The organism is Nocardia sp. NPDC004123 (assembly GCF_053603795.1).
Genome location: NZ_JBSGGG010000029.1, coordinates 56,356 through 70,754, shown reverse-complemented (window position 1 = coordinate 70,754; position 14,399 = coordinate 56,356). Strand labels below are relative to the sequence as shown.

Below are 14,399 nucleotides of genomic sequence, written 5' to 3'. Positions count from 1 at the left end.
CGGTTGTGTCGGCGGGGCGAGCAGGGGCCACTGCTGGCCGGGAACGGTCGGAACTGCCGGCAGTGCGGGGGCGGACCACTGCCCGGGGGGCACGATCACAGGGGTCGCCCCATCAGCGCTCGCCTTGGACGGAGTCGCCACAGCAGGGCTCGCCGGATCAGGGGTCGCCACTGCAGTTGTCCACGGTTCGGGCGCTCCCCGCTCTGGCTGCGGCGCTCCAGGCCTTGCCCATTCGGACGCGCTCGGGCCGGTACTTCCCGGCCCGGGTTGGAGTTCTTCGGGTTCGCGCGGTTCCGAACCAGGTGTCGGCGGTTCGCTCGCTGTGAGTCCAGGTGCTGCGGGCGCGGGCGGCTGGTCGTCGGGAGAGGGTGCGGCGGAAGGGTTTTCGGGCATGGCGAGGCCTCCGATGGGTGTGCGGGAGTGACCCGGGAGCGCGGGGGCGCTGCGGGTTGCGGATGCGGTGAGGTCAGGAAGCGGGGAGGGTGATGCGGATGCGGGAGCCGGGGTCGGCGACGGCGATGGTGCCGCCGTGCAGGTCGACGATCCAGCGGGCGATGGCCAGGCCGAGGCCGGTGCCGCCGCCGGTGGCGCGGCCGCCGCGGGTGAAGCGTTCGAAGACGCGGGCACGGTCGGCGATCGGGATGCCGGGGCCGTCGTCGGCGACATCGATGACGGTGCCCGCGCGGTCGGCGTGGGCGTGGATGCGGACCTCACCGCTGGCGGGTCCGTGGCGGGTGGCGTTGTCGAGCAGGTTGAGCAGGACCTGGTGCAGGCGGGCACGATCGGCGTGCACGGTGAGATCGGGAGCGGCGACGATGGTGAAGCGGACGGGACGGTCGACCGCGGCCGCCATCACCTCCGCTTCGGCGACAACCTCTTTCAGCAGCGGCTCCACGGCGACGGGTTCGCGGTCCAGCGCCACCGCACCGGCCTCGACGCTCGACAGCGCCAGCAGTTCCGACACCAGCAGGCTCAGCCGCTCGGTCTGGGCGAGCGCGGTGCGCAGGGTCGCCGGATCTGGTTCGGCCACACCGTCGACCAGGTTCTCCAGCACCGCCCCCAGCGCCGTGATCGGGGTGCGCAGTTCGTGCGACACATTGGCGATGAACTCGCGCCGCTGCTGATCGGCGGCGGCCAGATCGGCGGCCATCTGATTGAACGCCGCCGCCAGCTGACCCACCTCGTCCCGGGAGGTGGCGCGCACCGGCCGCGAATAGTCCCCCTGCGCCATGCGTTTGGCGGCCGCCGTCATCTCCCGCAGCGGCAGGGTCATGCCGTGGGCGAGCACCTGCGAGAAGAGCAGCGCGAGCAGTGTGGCCGCGATGGTGGTGCGCGGCGGCAGCCATCCGATGCGTGAGGCGAAGAACCCGAACGCCACCGCCCCCGACCCGACCATGAGGATCGCCAGCTTCAGTTTGATCGACCGCACCCGGTCCAGCGGCCGCGGCATCCACCCCGCCGCCCGATTCCCGGCCGCCCGCAACCACTCTCGCACGCTCACCGCTCCCCCCTTCCGCGCCCACCGCCGTTCATCGAGCCTCCAGCGCGTACCCCACGCCGTGCACGGTGCGGATCAGGTCCGCGCCGAGTTTGCGGCGCAACGCCTTGACGTGACTGTCGACGGCGCGGGTGCCCGAGGCATCGGCCCAGCCCCACACCTCGCTGAGTAGTCGTTCCCGGGCCAGCACGGTGCGCGGCCGGCGGGCCAGGTGCACCAGCAGCTCGAATTCCAGTGGGGTGAGCTGGGTTTCGGCGTCGCCGCGCCACACCCGCCGCTGATCGGTGTCGATACGCAGATCACCGACCACGATGGCGGCGACCGGGGCGGCGGTGCGGTCCACGCGGCGCAGCAGGGCGTGCACGCGGGCGGTGAGCACGCGCATCGAGAACGGTTTCGTCAGATAGTCGTCCGCGCCGACCCCGAGGCCGACGAGCATGTCGGTTTCGTCGGTGCGGGCGGTCAGCATGAGCACCGGCACCGGCCGGCGGGCCTGGATGCGGCGGCAGACCTCGAGCCCGTCGAAGCCGGGCAGCATCACGTCCAGCACCACCAGATCCGGGTCCCCGGCCGCGTCGGCCGCCACGGCCGCGGGCCCGTCGTGGGCGATGTCGACCGCGTACCCCTCGGCGCGCAGCCGGGCGGCGAGGGATTCCGCGATGGTCGGCTCGTCCTCGACGACGAGGATCCGGCGCGCACTGGTTTCCATGCAGGTGACATTAGGCAACCGCCGTGGAGATGGTTCGCATCGATTGTGAAGATCCTGTGGAGACGCCGGTCATACCACCTGGAAGCATCGACTCCGACACGACGTCGTAGCATGGCCCGGTGCGCTCAACGACGGATCACACCGCGCGCCTGCGCGGCGCTGCCGTCGGCGCATCCTCCGGCGCGGTGGCGATTCTCGCGCACGGACTGGGCGGCGGCGCGACCCTGCTCGACGGTTCCGCGCTCGCCCTGCTGTTCGCCGCGTGCACGCTGATCGGGGTCGTGGTGGCGACCCTGCGCCCCCGCTACGGGATCGCCGGAACCATGGCCATGCTGGCGGTGGGTCAGTCCATCGGCCATGCGGCACTGTCGATGTCGCCGGGCCACCACCATCACGACTCCTCCTCGCCGTCGATGCTGCTGGCCCACCTGGTCGCAATTCCGGTGGGCGCGCTCGTGATTCGCGCCGCCGAGGCCGGCATGCGCCGGGCCATCACCAGCGTGCGGCGGTTCATCCTCGCGCTGGGTCCGATCCTGCGTCCGCCCGCGCCGCGCCTGCGCCCGTGCCGCGCCGACGATCGCGCCGAGGCGCGTCGCCTGCTCGTCAGTCCGGGGATCGGGCGTCGTGGCCCACCGCGGGCCCGCGCACCGTTCCCACACCTCGCTCCGGCATAGATCCGCGACGCCTCCTGCCGGCGCAGTGGCCGAATCAGGCCTGCGCCGAACGGGTGTCGCCGTGAACCGGTCCGGGGTGACCTCCCTTCCCCCTGACACACGGAGTCCATTTCCCATGTCCCAGATGCCCTCCTGCCACAGCTTCCGCCTGCGCACCGGCGGATTCGCGCGCCGGGTCGGCGCGGCCGCCGCCGTCGCGACCCTGGCACTGCTGCCCGTCGCCTGCTCCTCCTCGCAGACCGCCTCGGACGCCACCGGCAAGGCCGCCGACCGGATCACCCTGACCGATCAGTGGATCAAGGCCGCCGACAGCGGCATGTCCGCCGCCTTCGGCACCCTCTCCAACACCTCCGACCAGCCGATCAACCTGGTCGCGGCCACCAGCCCGGCCTCGGCCACCGTGGAGATCCACGAGGTCGTCCCCGACGCGGCCGGAGAGAAGACCATGCGGCCCAAGGCCGGTGGCATCGTCATCCCCGCCCACGGCAGCGCGACCCTCGAGCCCGGCGGCGACCACCTCATGTTCATGGGGCTGAAGGCCCCGCTGCGCACCGGCGCGGACACCCCCATCACGCTCACCTTCTCCGACGGCTCCAGCACCACCGTCACCGCGCAGGTGCGTGACTTCGCGGGCGGCAAGGAGAACTACCAGCCCTCCGGCGACAACGCCGCCCACGGTGGCTGACCGGCCGCAACCGCACCCCCGCCTGTCCCGCCGGCGACTACTCGGCGGCGGCGCCGTGGCGGGCGCCGCGGTGACAATTGCCGGCTCCGCCGGCGCCGGCTGGGGCGCGGCCACACTCACCCACCGCGACCACGATCGCGATCCCGGACTGGACACGGTCGCATTCCACGGCCCGCATCAGGCGGGCATCGCGACGGATCCGCCGCTGCACGCGGCCTTCGTCGCCTTCGACCTGGTGGCGGGTGCACAGCGCGAGGACATCATCGGGCTGTTGAAGATCTGGACCGACGACGCCTCGCGCCTGACCCAGGGCCGACCGGCGCTCGCCGACACCGAACCGGAGCTGGCCGCCCGGCCCGCCCGGCTCACCGTCACCGTCGGATTCGGGCCGCGGTTGTTCACCGTCGCCGGACTCGAGGACCAGCGGCCGCACTGGCTGAAACCATTGCCGCCCTTCACCATCGACAAGCTCGATGCCGCCTGGTGCGGGGGTGATCTGCTGCTGCAGCTCTGCGCCGACGAGGCCACCACGGTCTCGCACGCGGTCCGGGTGCTGTCCAAGCATGTGAAATCGCTGGTCACGGTGAAGTGGGTGCAGCGCGGGTTCCGCAATGCCGCCCGCGGCCGGACCATGCGCAATCTCATGGGCTCGGTGGACGGCACGGTCAACATCGCGCCCGGCACCACCGATTTCGATCGCCTCGTGTGGGAGGACGGATCGGTGCGGCCGTGGCTGGCCGGGGGCACCTCGATGGTGTTGCGGCGCATCGCCATGAACCTCGAGACCTGGGACGAACTCGACGCCGACGGGCGCGCCATCACCGTCGGCCGCACCGTCGAGCACGGGGCGCCGCTGTCGGGCACCCGGGAATTCGACGAACCCGACTTCGCAGCCGTGGACCAGTACGGCATCCCGAAGATCCCGCCGTCCTCCCACATCGCCCGCGCCCACCACGCCCACGACGGGGAGCGGTTCCTGCGCCGCGGCTACAACTACGACGACGCGCCCGCCCCCGGGCACGTCTCCAACTCGGGCCTGCTGTTCGCGTCCTTCCAGCGCGACATCGACGCCCAGTATCTGCCGGTGCAGCAGCGACTGGCCGACTTCGACGCCCTCAACCAATGGACCACGCCGGTCGGCTCGGCGGTCTTCGCCGTTCCGCCCGGCGTGCCCGGCCCGGGCGGCTACCTCGGACAGCAGCTGTTCGACCGCGCCGATGCCCAACGATGATCCGGACCGGTCGGACCGCACACGGGGCGGTCCGACCGGACCCCGGCCGCGGACTCTAGGGTTAGCTGCCATGACCGTCTTGCGATCGATCGTGCTCTTCGGGCTGGCCGCCGTCGCCGAAATCGGTGGCGCGTGGCTGATCTGGCAGGGAGTGCGCGAGCACCGCGGCTGGCTGTGGCTGGGGGCGGGGGTGGTGGCGCTCGGCTGCTACGGGTTCGTCGCCACCCTGCAGCCCGACGCCCACTTCGGGCGCATCCTCGCCGCCTACGGTGGCGTCTTCGTGGCGGGGTCGCTGCTGTGGGGCATGGCGCTCGACGGCTTCCGGCCCGACCGCTGGGACGTGATCGGCGCACTGGTGTGCCTGGCCGGGGTCGGGCTCATCATGTACGCACCGCGCTCGGCGTGAGACACGCGGGCGCCAGACACGCGGTGGCATTGCTCCACGTGAAACCGGCTGCGCCCGAACCGCATTCACGCACGCCACGCATCGCCGCCGGATCGCGCCGACGTGCAGTCGATGCAGAATTGCCGGGCGCGAACGGATTACGCATTCCCGCCGGTCACGGCGATGGTCAGCGGCCGGCCCCGAGCAGGCCGTCGATGATCGCGCGCGCGGTGGGCAGCGCCGTGTCGTCACCCATCCGCGCGGCCGTATTCGCGGCCGCCACAACCGCATCCAACTGGAACGCGACGGCGTGCGGGTCCAGCCCGGCCAGGTAGCCCTGCTCCTGAGCGCGACCGATCTCCTTCTCCAGCACCGCGAACCAGTCGTCGCGGTCGGCAGCCAGGGCGTCGCGCACCGGGCCCGGGCGGCTGTCGAACTCGGGCACGCTCGCGCCCCGGAAGCAGCCGCCGGGTAGCAGCGGCTCACCCACGTAGTCGAACCAGTGGTCGATGATCGCCCGCAGTCGCGGCATGCCACGATCCGCGCTCAGGGCGGGGCGGGCGACGTGCTCGATGAACACCTCGCGCGCCGACTGCACCGCGGCCAGCTGCAGGTTCTCCTTGGTGCCGAACAATGTCGCCACCCCCGACTTGCTGACCCCCAGATCCTCGGCGAGCCGGCCCAGACTGAGCCCGGTCAATCCCTCGACCGAGGCCACATCGGCGGCGTGACGGGCGATGGTCGCGCGGGCCCGCGCCCCCTTGAGCCGCCGCTGATCGGAAATCTCCCGCTCGGAAGGCTGCACCGGTTCATCCACCTCTTCATCTTCGCACCAACTGTTGCTTTTACGCACGATCGGTCGTACTTTTCAGAAATACGAACGATCGTGCGTACTGTTTTGATCCCGCTCCGACACCCTTCCGTGGAGAGCCCGTCATGACCGACATCAGCCAGCGTCAGCCCGCAGCACCCGATACCTCCCCGCCGAGCACCGAAGCTCGCGCCGGCCGATCCCCGTCGGCCACAACGTCCTCCGACCGCCCGGCCCGACTCGCCCTGCTCGTCGCCTCCGGCGCGGCGTTCGTGTCCTTCCTGGACCTGTCGGTGGTCAACATCGCCTTTCCCGCCATCACCCGCGACTACCCCGGCACCGCCGCCACCACCCTGACCTGGGTGGTGAGCGGTTACGCCGTCGCCTTCGCCGCCCTGCTCACCCCCGCCGGCCGGCTGGCCGACGCCCTCGGCCGCGGCCGCGTGTTCCTCACCGCCCTGGCCGGATTCGCGCTCACCTCGCTGCTGTGCGCGCTCGCGCCGGGAGCGGACTGGCTCACCGCCGGCCGCTTCCTGCAGGGCGCCACCGCGGCCTTCCTCATCCCGGCCGGACTCGGCCTGGTCCTGAGCGTCACCCCGCCCGCCCGCATCGGCGTCGCCATGGCCGCCTGGACCGCGGCCGGTGGATTCGCCGCCACCGTCGGCCCCGCCGTGGGCGGCGCGCTGGTCGACTGGTTCGGCTGGCGTTCGGTCTTCGTCATCAACGTGCCGATCGCGGCACTGCTCATCGCCACCGGGCTGCGGCTGGCGCGCGGCGATCAGCGGCACACGCAGGGGCTGCCCGATCCGATCGGCACCGTCGCCACCGGACTCGGCATCGGCGCGGTCGTCGCCGCGGTCACCCAGGGACAGCAATGGGGGTGGGGCGCTTGGCAAACCCTCGTCACCGGTCTCGGCGGGCTCGTACTGCTGGGCCTCGCACTGTGGCGGTCGCGGACGCATCCGCGCCCCGCCATCGCGGTCGGGCTGTGGCGCAGCCACCACTACGCGCTGGTCAACGCCGTCGCCTTCGTCTTCGGCGCGACCATGTTCGCGTGGCTGCTGGCCGGACCGCTGTGGCTGGACACCATGTGGCACTACTCGGTGCTGCAGTCGGCGGCCGCCATGACCGTCGGCGCGATCGCCTCCATGGTCACCGCGGTGCCGGCCGGGCGCGCGCCGGTGCCGTGGCAGCGGTGGCTGGGCGTGCTCGGCGCCCTCATGTTCGCCACGTCCACCCTCTACATGAGCACCGGCAGCTGGGACGCCACCCCGGCGCTGTGGACGGCGTGGGTGCCGGCCGGACTGCTCGGTGGCGGCGGCATCGGCCTGCTCATCACCGTGCTCGGCACCGCCGCCGCGCGATCGCTGCCGCCGCATCGGTTCGCGGCCGGGGTCGGCATGAACCTCACCGCCCGCCAATCCGGCGGCGCGCTCGGGGTGGCCGTGCTCGCCGCGGTGTTCGCCGCCCACCCGGCCCAGCCGCTCACCGCCTTCCACACCCTGTTCGCCGTCTGCGCCGGAATCGCTTTCGCCGCAGCCGTTCTCGCCGCCCTGCCGATCCGAGCCGAGGAGCCCCGGCCATGACCGCCCATATCGAAGCCACCGATCCGTTCACCCTGTCCGATCCGGCAGCCGCCGCGATCCTGCGCGACGTGCCGATCCGGCGGTTCGCCGTCATCGGCGACTCCACCGCCGCCGGCACCGGCGACCCCCGGCCCGGCTACGACACCGTGCCCTGGGCCGACCGGGTGGCGCGCTGGCTGCTCGCCGCCCACCCGAGCGCCGACTACCTCAACACCGGCGTCCCGGGCGCGGTCGTCGCCGATGTCACCGCCGGGCAACTGCCCGTGCTCGAGGCATTCGGCCCGGACCTGGTGCACGTCACCTGCGGCGGCAACGACCTGTTCCTGCGCAATGCCCGGCTGCCCGAGGTGGAGGCCGCCCTCGACGAGCTGTGCACCCGGGTGGCCGCCACCGGCGCGCGGCTGTCGCTGTTCACCCTGGCCGATTCCTTCACCGGGCGCATGGCTCCCCTGCGCCCGCTGTTCGCCGGATTCGCCGACGCCGTGCGCCGCGTCGCCGAGCGCCACGACGCCATCCTCACCGAATTCTGGGACCACCCCGCGCGACTGCGCCCGGACTGGCTCTCGGCCGATCTCATCCACCTGACCATGGCCGGGCACGCGGTGGTCGCCGCCGAGATCGCCAAGAACCTGGCCCGCCACACCGCCCGCGAACTCCCGCCCGAACTCGTCCGGCACCCCTGAGCCCGGCCCGGAAACGCCCGATGCCGCACACGGTGCAGTCATGCACCCTGTGCGGCATCGCCTTTCACGCAGGAAGACGCTATGCGGTTGTCGCGCTCACGGTTTCGCGCCCGCTCACTTCCACAGCGCCGCGATGAAGACGTTCAGGATCGCCAGCCCGCCGGCCGCGTGGGTCATCCACGCCACCTCCTTGCCGCGCTTGGCATCCGCGCGACCCATTTCGGCGAAGGCCGCAACCAGCACCGCCACCACGAGTTTGGTGATCATCTTCGCCATATCGGGGTCCTTGCCCAGCGAATGGATCGACTCGGCCATGCCGAGCAGGATCACTCCGGTGAGGATCTGCACACGCGCGCCCCACACCATCAGCTCCGACACCCGCGGCTGGGAGGCGACATACCCGCCGACCACCGCCGCCATACCGAGCAGATGAGCCGTGACCATGAGGTTGTAGACGACCGTCATGACTGCACACGGTAATCCATCCACCCGCGACAACGACAGCCGGTAGTAACAGCGGTTTTCCGCCATCGTGTGGACCGGTCCCCAGGGTTTCACCCCCGTGCGGGCCGGGTAGTCCTCACGCAATGGTCCCCGCACGTCCGGTGGCGGACCGCAGCGTCGTGGGCAGCGTGGCCGGCTAGGAGAATTCAGGTGGCGGTTGTACTAGTGCTGCGAGCACGCGGATTGGGTGATCTCCTCACCGCTGTCCCCGCGTTGCGCGCCCTGCGCCGGGCCCGGCCCGGCGACCACATCGCACTGGCAGCACCTCATCGCCTGAAACCCATCGTCGACCTCATCGCCTCCGTCGACGAAATGGTCCCCATCCACGACACCGTCGGACTGCGCTGGGACGGCGAATCACCGGCCCTGGCCGTCAACCTCGACGGCACCGAAGGCATCGCGGAACTCTCCCGCACCAAGCCGGAACGCATTCTCACCTACCGCAATCCGGCCTTCCCCGACCTGCCCGGCCCGGAATGGCAGCCCGAGATGCACGACGTGGACCGCTGGTGCCATCTGCTCGAATTCGACGGCATCGCCGCAGACCGCCGCAACCTCGGCCTGGTGCCGCCAGTGGCGAGCACCAGTCACCGCAACGCCGTGGTCGTGCACATCGGCGCGGGCGCGACCGCCCGGCGCTGGCCGGCCGACCGGTTCGCCGCCGTGGTCCGGCATCTGCTGGTCCAGGATCGCGATGTCGTAGTGACCGGTGACGAATCCGAACGCGAGACCGCGCTCGGCGTCGCCACCCGCGCAGGACTCTCATCGGCGCGAGTCCTCGCGGGCCAGCAGAACCTCATCGAACTGGCCGCCACCGTCGCCGAGGCCGCCCTCGTGGTGTGCGGCGACACCGGCGTCGCCCACTTGGCCACCGCCTTCGGCACCCGCACCGTGCTGCTCTTCGGCCCCAACCCGCCCAGCCGCAGCGGCCCGCCCCCGCACCTGCTCGGCCGGCACGCCGTGCTCTGGGCCGGGCAGACCGGCGACCCGGACGCCGACGACATCGACCCGGGGCTGCTGAAAATCGGTGTGCCCGAGGTCGTCAACGCCGTCGACAAGCAACTGCGCAAACGCCCTTGGCCCGGCACCGGATTGGACCGCCGTGCCCAGCAGACCTTCCGGCGGGTGGGGTGAATCCCGTCCTCGGAGCTCTGCGGGGCTTCGCCCGGCGAACCCGCTGAGATCGCGCCCGCCGTCATTCCCGCGATTCGGACGGCCGTGCGTTCCCGCGCAACCGAGGACGGCTGTTGTGTTGTGTCGCACTGAGAGTCAGCGCCGCCATCACCAGCGCGATGCCCGCGAGTTCGGGAACAGCGGGCCGCTGGGCCAGCGCGAGCGCGCCGATGACGGCCGCGGTGGCCGGGAGCAGAGCCAGCAGCAAGGCGAAACGGGCGCGGCCGACCGTGCGCAGGACCAGCTGGTCGAGGGCGTAGGGGACGGCACTGGACAGCACGCCGACACCGACACCCAGCAGCCAGGTGCCCGGGTCCGCGAAAACGGCTGGGGCGAGTACACATTGGCGCGTCACCAGGATCGGGGCCAGCAGGAGTGCGGCAGCGGCCATACCGACGGCCAGGGCGTCCAGGCCCGAACCCGCGTCGGCGACCCGCTTGCCCAGCAGGATGTAGCCCGCCCACAGCGCGGCCGCCAGCAAGGCGAACGCGACACCGGCCGGCCGGGCATCCGGGGAGACGCCCGCCAGCAGGAAGACACCGGCGACCACCAGGGCGACGGCGAGGAGATCGCGGGGCCGGCGCGATCCGAGAGTGGCCACCGCGACCGGTCCCAGGAATTCGATGGCGACCGCAGTGCCGAGCGGGATCCGCGCGATCGCCTCGTAGAAGACGATATTCATGCCCAGGGTCACCACGCCGAACCCGGCAGCCACCCCGATCGAGCGGCGGGACCAGCGCCGGCGCCACGGCCGCCGCCACGCCAGCAGGGCGACACCCGCGGCCGCCGCACGCAGCCAGGCCACCGTCGCCGGTTCGACCGTGCCGAACAGATGAACGCCGATCGCCGCACCGAGATACTGCGAGACGCCACCCGCGATGAAGATCAGCGGCACCGACCAGCCGGGTAACACTGTCCGGCGCGAACTCTCGACAACGACGGACGTACCCACCCCGCCACCGTAACGCCCGGCCGCCGCGCAGGGCCGCGGCGAAGCCGGCCGCGGCCGGGGATTCAGCTGGGGACGGGATCGACGTGGCCGCGCCCGGAGTCTCAGCGAACCAGCCGTACGCGGCCCTGCTGCCTACCGCCCGTTTCCCGACACCGGTCCGCTCCCGCAGCCTCGCGTCCACTCCCCGCGATCCCGGCCCAGTCCCGCCGCGTTCGGCCTGCCCGCAGGTTCGCGCTACTCGGAGGGGGGTTCGGTCTGCGCGCTGGACAACGCCGCGGAGTAGGCGGCCAGGGCGCTGGGCCAGAACTGTTCGAGATAGTCACGCGCATCGGCCAGCCCGCGCGGGTCCAGGGAGTAGAGACGGCGGTTGCCCTGCGGCCGCATCATCACCAGGCGCGCCTCACGCAGCACCTTCAGATGCTGGGAGATTGCCGAACTGGTGACATCCAGGGCCTCAGCGAGTTCACCCACCGATTTCGGACCCTGCGGGAGAGTTTCGAACACCGCTCGGCGAGTACCGTCGGCGAGCGCGCTCAACACCCGCACTCCATTAGTGACCACTTAAGCAGAGTGCCCGTGCCGCCCTCCCGGGGTCAATTCGCCGGCAAACCCCCGAGGCCGACGTCATCCACGAATTACCTGCGTGTCGTTACCGTCTCGTAATACACGAACTGGACTTTTGGTGCACTGTGACGGTCGCAACTCGGCTTCTGAACGACACCCGGGTTCTCGTACGGTCGAGCAATGCCCGTAACCGTTCCGTTATCTCGTCTGCATGGAGCCGGCCGGTACCGCTCGGTCGCGACCCGTGCCGCGGCCGTCACCGCCGTCGTCGGCGCCACCCTGACCGCGCTGGCCGCCACCGACCCGCACGCCACACACGAGCTCACGGGCGACTCCGTGGCAAACGCGGCCCAGGTCGACGGCACCTTCACCGCCTTCACCCCGCGCGAGGCGCAGATGCCGCAGGTGGTGCCGCAGCCGGTTATCGACTTCCTCAACGGCCTACACGCCGAGCAGGCCCGCCCCAAGACCGTGCGCCCGGTCGCCGGTCCGCTCACCTCCGGCTTCGGCATCCGCTGGGGCGCCATGCACGCCGGTATCGACTTCGGCGAGGGCTTCGGCGCGCCGATCCACGCCATCACCGACGGCAGCGTCATCGAGGCGGGCCCCGCCTCCGGGTTCGGTCTGTGGGTGCGGGTGCTGCAGGACGACGGCACCATCGGCGTCTACGGCCACATGCAGGACATCCTGGTCCAGGTGGGCCAGCAACTGCGTGCCGGCGACGTACTCGCCACGGTCGGCAGCCGCGGCTACTCCACCGGACCGCACCTGCACTACGAGGTGCACACCGATGGCGGCGCGCCCGTCGATCCGCTGCCCTACCTGGCCGGGCGCGGCATGGACGTCGGCATCCCCGTCGACTGACCCCACCGCTCATCCGGGCGCCCGCTGCAGGGTGCACGGATCGGTTGCGCGACAACGGCGTTCGCGACCCACGCAGAACAGCTCCGGCTCACACCGCCGGGGCTGTTCTCATACCCCGGTACTACGTGCCCACCCCACCGGCGGGGGACGTGGCGGGCGGCCGCACGGACCTAGCGTCACCGTCATGACCACGCTCGATCGTCCGCCGCTCGCGCCGTTCACCCCTGCCATCCCCGCTCGCCGGCTGCACCGCCCCCTGCTCGTCACCACCGCGGCCATGGCGGCCCTGGCCGTGTTCTCCCTGGGCGCCATGGCCTTCGACGACCGCATGCTGCTGGGCGAATCGGTGTGGCTCAAACCGCTCAAGTTCGCCATCGCCATGGTCCTCTACTGCGGCACCCTGGCCTGGCTGGTGTCGTTCCCGCACCGCGGGCAGCGGCTGACCTGGTGGATGGGCGCCGTCTTCGCCGCCACCGCCATCGTGGACGTCGGCTTCGTGGTGGTGCAGGCCGCGCGCGGCACCTTCAGCCACTTCAACACCCAGCACGACGCGGTCAACACCATCGGCCAGTGGGTGTTCATGACCGGCGTGCCCGGACTGTTCCTGGCGAATCTGGTGATCGCGGTGACCCTTTCGTGGCAGCGCGTCACCGACCGGCCCACCTCGCTGGCCATCCGCGCGGGCCTGGGCATCGCGGTGTTCGGCATGGCGCTGGGCTACACCATGGGCTTCAGCGGCCAGCAGCAGACCACCGACGCCTATGGACACCCGGTCCGGCTGGGCGCGGGACACACCTTCGTCAGCGGGCAGCCCGCCGTCCGCGACGGTGTCGAGGGCATGCCGATCACGCACTGGAGCACCGCGGGCGGCGACATGCGGATCGCGCATTTCGCGGGCCTGCACGGCATTCAGCTGCTCCTCGTGGTGGCCATCGTGCTGGCCCGCCTCGCCCCGGCCGTGACATGGCTGCGCACCGAGCGCACCCGCACCCGGCTGATCGGGGTGCTGGCGCTCGGTTACACCGCTCTGGTGGCGCTGCTGATGTGGCAGGCGCTGCGCGGGCAGCCGGTGACCCGGCCCGACGGTGAAACCCTCACCGCCCTCGGCCTTGTCGCCGCCGTCACCGCGCTCGGCATCGGCATCGTCTACGCACTGCGCGTGCGCGCCCTGCCCGCCGGCCGCCACGCCGCGGTCAGCGCAGCCGTTCCGCCTCGCGCGTCAACGCCACCAATGTCGCGGTGAGATCGGCGAGTTCGATCATCTCGGCGCCCTCCGCGACCGCCGTGGCCACATCCTCGGCGGCGCAGCGGGCGGCGAACCAGCGATCGGACAGGTCCGAGACCTCCTGGGCACTGAGCACCACCGAATCCTCGGGAATGCCGGTGCCCTTCACGCTGTTTCGATGTTCGTACGCCCGCTGGCGACACGATTGCCGGCAGTACCGCCGGCGGCGTCCGATCTCCGATTCGGCGATCTCCCGCCCGCACCATTGGCAGCAGGACAGCACGCGTCGAGACATGGTCCGTCACATTAGCGGTTTGCGGCCGCGACCGGGCGGAAGGGCACGCCGCGGCGGAGTGGGCGCGCCGGACGAGTAGGATGGCAGGGTTCTCCCACGGGAACCGACACGTGCGCGGCTGCGTTGACAGTAGGTAGCGCAGCTGCAGAAACACTGATGTAGAACATTGCCGACAGGCGAGAAGGGACCGCACTCATGGCAGATCGCGTACTCCGGGGGTCTCGGCTCGGAGCGGTGAGCTACGAGACCGACCGCGACCACGACCTGGCGCCGCGTCGGATGGCGCGGTACCGCACCGACAACGGCGAGGAATTCGACGTTCCCTTCGCCGACGACGCCGAAATCCCGCCGACCTGGCTGTGCCGCAACGGCCAGGAGGGCATCCTGCTCGAGGGCACCACTCAGGAGCCCAAGAAGGTCAAGCCGCCCCGCACCCACTGGGACATGCTGCTGGAGCGTCGCAGCAAGGAGGAGCTCGAAGAGCTCCTCCAGGAGCGCATGGAGCTGCTCAAGACCCGCCGCCGCGGCTGAGCACCGCGGCAAAACGGGAAGGGCCCCGC

At 71.4% G+C, this 14,399-nt stretch carries 17 protein-coding genes; 10 read left to right on the top strand and 7 right to left on the bottom strand.

The window, feature by feature from the left end; translation table 11 throughout:
* Positions 1-466: 466 nt before the first annotated feature.
* Positions 467-1,450 carry a HAMP domain-containing sensor histidine kinase gene (locus ACWEQQ_RS35285; protein ID WP_452339994.1) on the bottom strand — a complete coding sequence of 328 codons (984 nt, stop codon included), beginning with the start codon at positions 1,448-1,450 and terminating at the stop codon, positions 467-469.
* Between the two features lie 79 nt (positions 1,451-1,529).
* Positions 1,530-2,207 (bottom strand): response regulator, encoded by a 678-nt coding sequence (locus tag ACWEQQ_RS35280; RefSeq protein ID WP_379380639.1) that lies wholly within the window; start codon positions 2,205-2,207, stop codon positions 1,530-1,532.
* 119 nt (positions 2,208-2,326) lie between these two features.
* On the opposite strand from ACWEQQ_RS35280, the gene ACWEQQ_RS35275 reads away from it, so the two are divergent.
* From ACWEQQ_RS35275 to ACWEQQ_RS35260, 4 genes are all read left to right on the top strand, one after another.
* Positions 2,327-2,881 carry a hypothetical protein gene (locus ACWEQQ_RS35275; RefSeq protein ID WP_452351246.1) on the top strand — a complete coding sequence of 185 codons (555 nt, stop codon included), beginning with the start codon at positions 2,327-2,329 and terminating at the stop codon, positions 2,879-2,881.
* A 124-nt stretch (positions 2,882-3,005) separates the two neighbouring features.
* The gene (locus ACWEQQ_RS35270) at positions 3,006-3,566 is read left to right on the top strand and encodes a copper chaperone PCu(A)C (RefSeq protein WP_452351303.1); all 561 of its coding nucleotides are present in this window, start codon (positions 3,006-3,008) and stop codon (positions 3,564-3,566) included.
* On the top strand, positions 3,559-4,797 hold the full coding sequence (locus ACWEQQ_RS35265; protein WP_452351245.1) for a Dyp-type peroxidase: 1,239 nt from the start codon (positions 3,559-3,561) through the stop codon (positions 4,795-4,797). Before ACWEQQ_RS35270 ends, ACWEQQ_RS35265 begins: the two co-directional genes overlap by 8 nt.
* 70 nt (positions 4,798-4,867) lie before the next feature.
* Positions 4,868-5,203: a YnfA family protein gene (locus ACWEQQ_RS35260; protein WP_402775110.1), complete on the top strand. Its 336-nt coding sequence runs from the start codon at positions 4,868-4,870 to the stop codon at positions 5,201-5,203.
* 166 nt (positions 5,204-5,369) lie between these two features.
* Here ACWEQQ_RS35260 and ACWEQQ_RS35255 read toward each other — a convergent pair whose 3' ends face one another.
* Positions 5,370-5,999, bottom strand: a complete 630-nt coding sequence (locus ACWEQQ_RS35255; protein ID WP_452351244.1) for a TetR/AcrR family transcriptional regulator — start codon at positions 5,997-5,999, stop codon at positions 5,370-5,372.
* A gap of 119 nt (positions 6,000-6,118) precedes the next feature.
* On the opposite strand from ACWEQQ_RS35255, the gene ACWEQQ_RS35250 reads away from it, so the two are divergent.
* Positions 6,119-7,579, top strand: coding sequence for an MFS transporter (locus tag ACWEQQ_RS35250; protein WP_452351243.1), 1,461 nt, complete (start codon positions 6,119-6,121; stop codon positions 7,577-7,579).
* Positions 7,576-8,262, top strand: coding sequence for an SGNH/GDSL hydrolase family protein (locus tag ACWEQQ_RS35245; protein WP_452351242.1), 687 nt, complete (start codon positions 7,576-7,578; stop codon positions 8,260-8,262). Before ACWEQQ_RS35250 ends, ACWEQQ_RS35245 begins: the two co-directional genes overlap by 4 nt.
* Before the next feature lie 114 nt (positions 8,263-8,376).
* On the opposite strand, the gene ACWEQQ_RS35240 is transcribed toward ACWEQQ_RS35245, so the two are convergent.
* Positions 8,377-8,727 carry a hypothetical protein gene (locus tag ACWEQQ_RS35240; RefSeq protein ID WP_379380628.1) on the bottom strand — a complete coding sequence of 117 codons (351 nt, stop codon included), beginning with the start codon at positions 8,725-8,727 and terminating at the stop codon, positions 8,377-8,379.
* A 189-nt stretch (positions 8,728-8,916) separates the two neighbouring features.
* On the opposite strand from ACWEQQ_RS35240, the gene ACWEQQ_RS35235 reads away from it, so the two are divergent.
* Positions 8,917-9,900, top strand: a complete 984-nt coding sequence (locus ACWEQQ_RS35235) for a glycosyltransferase family 9 protein (protein ID WP_452339898.1) — start codon at positions 8,917-8,919, stop codon at positions 9,898-9,900.
* Positions 9,901-9,961: 61 nt separating this feature from the next.
* Here the strand turns inward: ACWEQQ_RS35235 and ACWEQQ_RS35230 are convergent, their stop codons facing one another.
* Both ACWEQQ_RS35230 and ACWEQQ_RS35225 read right to left on the bottom strand, forming a co-directional pair.
* Positions 9,962-10,891: an EamA family transporter gene (locus ACWEQQ_RS35230; protein ID WP_452351241.1), complete on the bottom strand. Its 930-nt coding sequence runs from the start codon at positions 10,889-10,891 to the stop codon at positions 9,962-9,964.
* Positions 10,892-11,125: 234 nt separating this feature from the next.
* Complete coding sequence (locus tag ACWEQQ_RS35225; RefSeq protein WP_452351240.1) at positions 11,126-11,452, bottom strand: ArsR/SmtB family transcription factor; 327 nt, start codon at positions 11,450-11,452, stop codon at positions 11,126-11,128.
* Positions 11,453-11,635: 183 nt separating this feature from the next.
* Here ACWEQQ_RS35225 and ACWEQQ_RS35220 point away from each other — a divergent pair, with 183 nt between their 5' ends.
* The gene (locus ACWEQQ_RS35220) at positions 11,636-12,319 is read left to right on the top strand and encodes a M23 family metallopeptidase (protein WP_452351239.1); all 684 of its coding nucleotides are present in this window, start codon (positions 11,636-11,638) and stop codon (positions 12,317-12,319) included.
* 184 nt (positions 12,320-12,503) lie between these two features.
* Entirely contained in the window at positions 12,504-13,562 is a 1,059-nt protein-coding gene (locus ACWEQQ_RS35215) for a hypothetical protein (protein WP_452351238.1), read from the top strand.
* Here the strand turns inward: ACWEQQ_RS35215 and ACWEQQ_RS35210 are convergent.
* The gene (locus tag ACWEQQ_RS35210) at positions 13,513-13,839 is read right to left on the bottom strand and encodes a hypothetical protein (protein WP_040857932.1); all 327 of its coding nucleotides are present in this window, start codon (positions 13,837-13,839) and stop codon (positions 13,513-13,515) included. The two genes, ACWEQQ_RS35215 and ACWEQQ_RS35210, sit on opposite strands and share 50 nt — an antisense overlap.
* 195 nt (positions 13,840-14,034) lie before the next feature.
* Here ACWEQQ_RS35210 and ACWEQQ_RS35205 point away from each other — a divergent pair, with 195 nt between their 5' ends.
* A complete protein-coding gene (locus tag ACWEQQ_RS35205) occupies positions 14,035-14,370 on the top strand; it encodes an RNA polymerase-binding protein RbpA (protein WP_040857934.1) in 336 nt (111 codons plus the stop codon).
* The last annotated feature ends 29 nt before the right edge of the window (positions 14,371-14,399 follow it).

Coding starts and splice junctions, on each gene's coding strand:
- ACWEQQ_RS35240 (WP_379380628.1), bottom strand. CDS start 8,727: ATGACGGTCGTCTACAACCTCATGGTCACGGCTCATCTGCTCGGTATG.
- ACWEQQ_RS35210 (WP_040857932.1), bottom strand. CDS start 13,839: ATGTCTCGACGCGTGCTGTCCTGCTGCCAATGGTGCGGGCGGGAGATC.
- ACWEQQ_RS35215 (WP_452351238.1), top strand. CDS start 12,504: ATGACCACGCTCGATCGTCCGCCGCTCGCGCCGTTCACCCCTGCCATC.
- ACWEQQ_RS35205 (WP_040857934.1), top strand. CDS start 14,035: ATGGCAGATCGCGTACTCCGGGGGTCTCGGCTCGGAGCGGTGAGCTAC.
- ACWEQQ_RS35270 (WP_452351303.1), top strand. CDS start 3,006: ATGCCCTCCTGCCACAGCTTCCGCCTGCGCACCGGCGGATTCGCGCGC.
- ACWEQQ_RS35285 (WP_452339994.1), bottom strand. CDS start 1,450: ATGCCGCGGCCGCTGGACCGGGTGCGGTCGATCAAACTGAAGCTGGCG.
- ACWEQQ_RS35245 (WP_452351242.1), top strand. CDS start 7,576: ATGACCGCCCATATCGAAGCCACCGATCCGTTCACCCTGTCCGATCCG.
- ACWEQQ_RS35220 (WP_452351239.1), top strand. CDS start 11,636: ATGCCCGTAACCGTTCCGTTATCTCGTCTGCATGGAGCCGGCCGGTAC.
- ACWEQQ_RS35280 (WP_379380639.1), bottom strand. CDS start 2,207: ATGGAAACCAGTGCGCGCCGGATCCTCGTCGTCGAGGACGAGCCGACC.
- ACWEQQ_RS35260 (WP_402775110.1), top strand. CDS start 4,868: ATGACCGTCTTGCGATCGATCGTGCTCTTCGGGCTGGCCGCCGTCGCC.
- ACWEQQ_RS35250 (WP_452351243.1), top strand. CDS start 6,119: ATGACCGACATCAGCCAGCGTCAGCCCGCAGCACCCGATACCTCCCCG.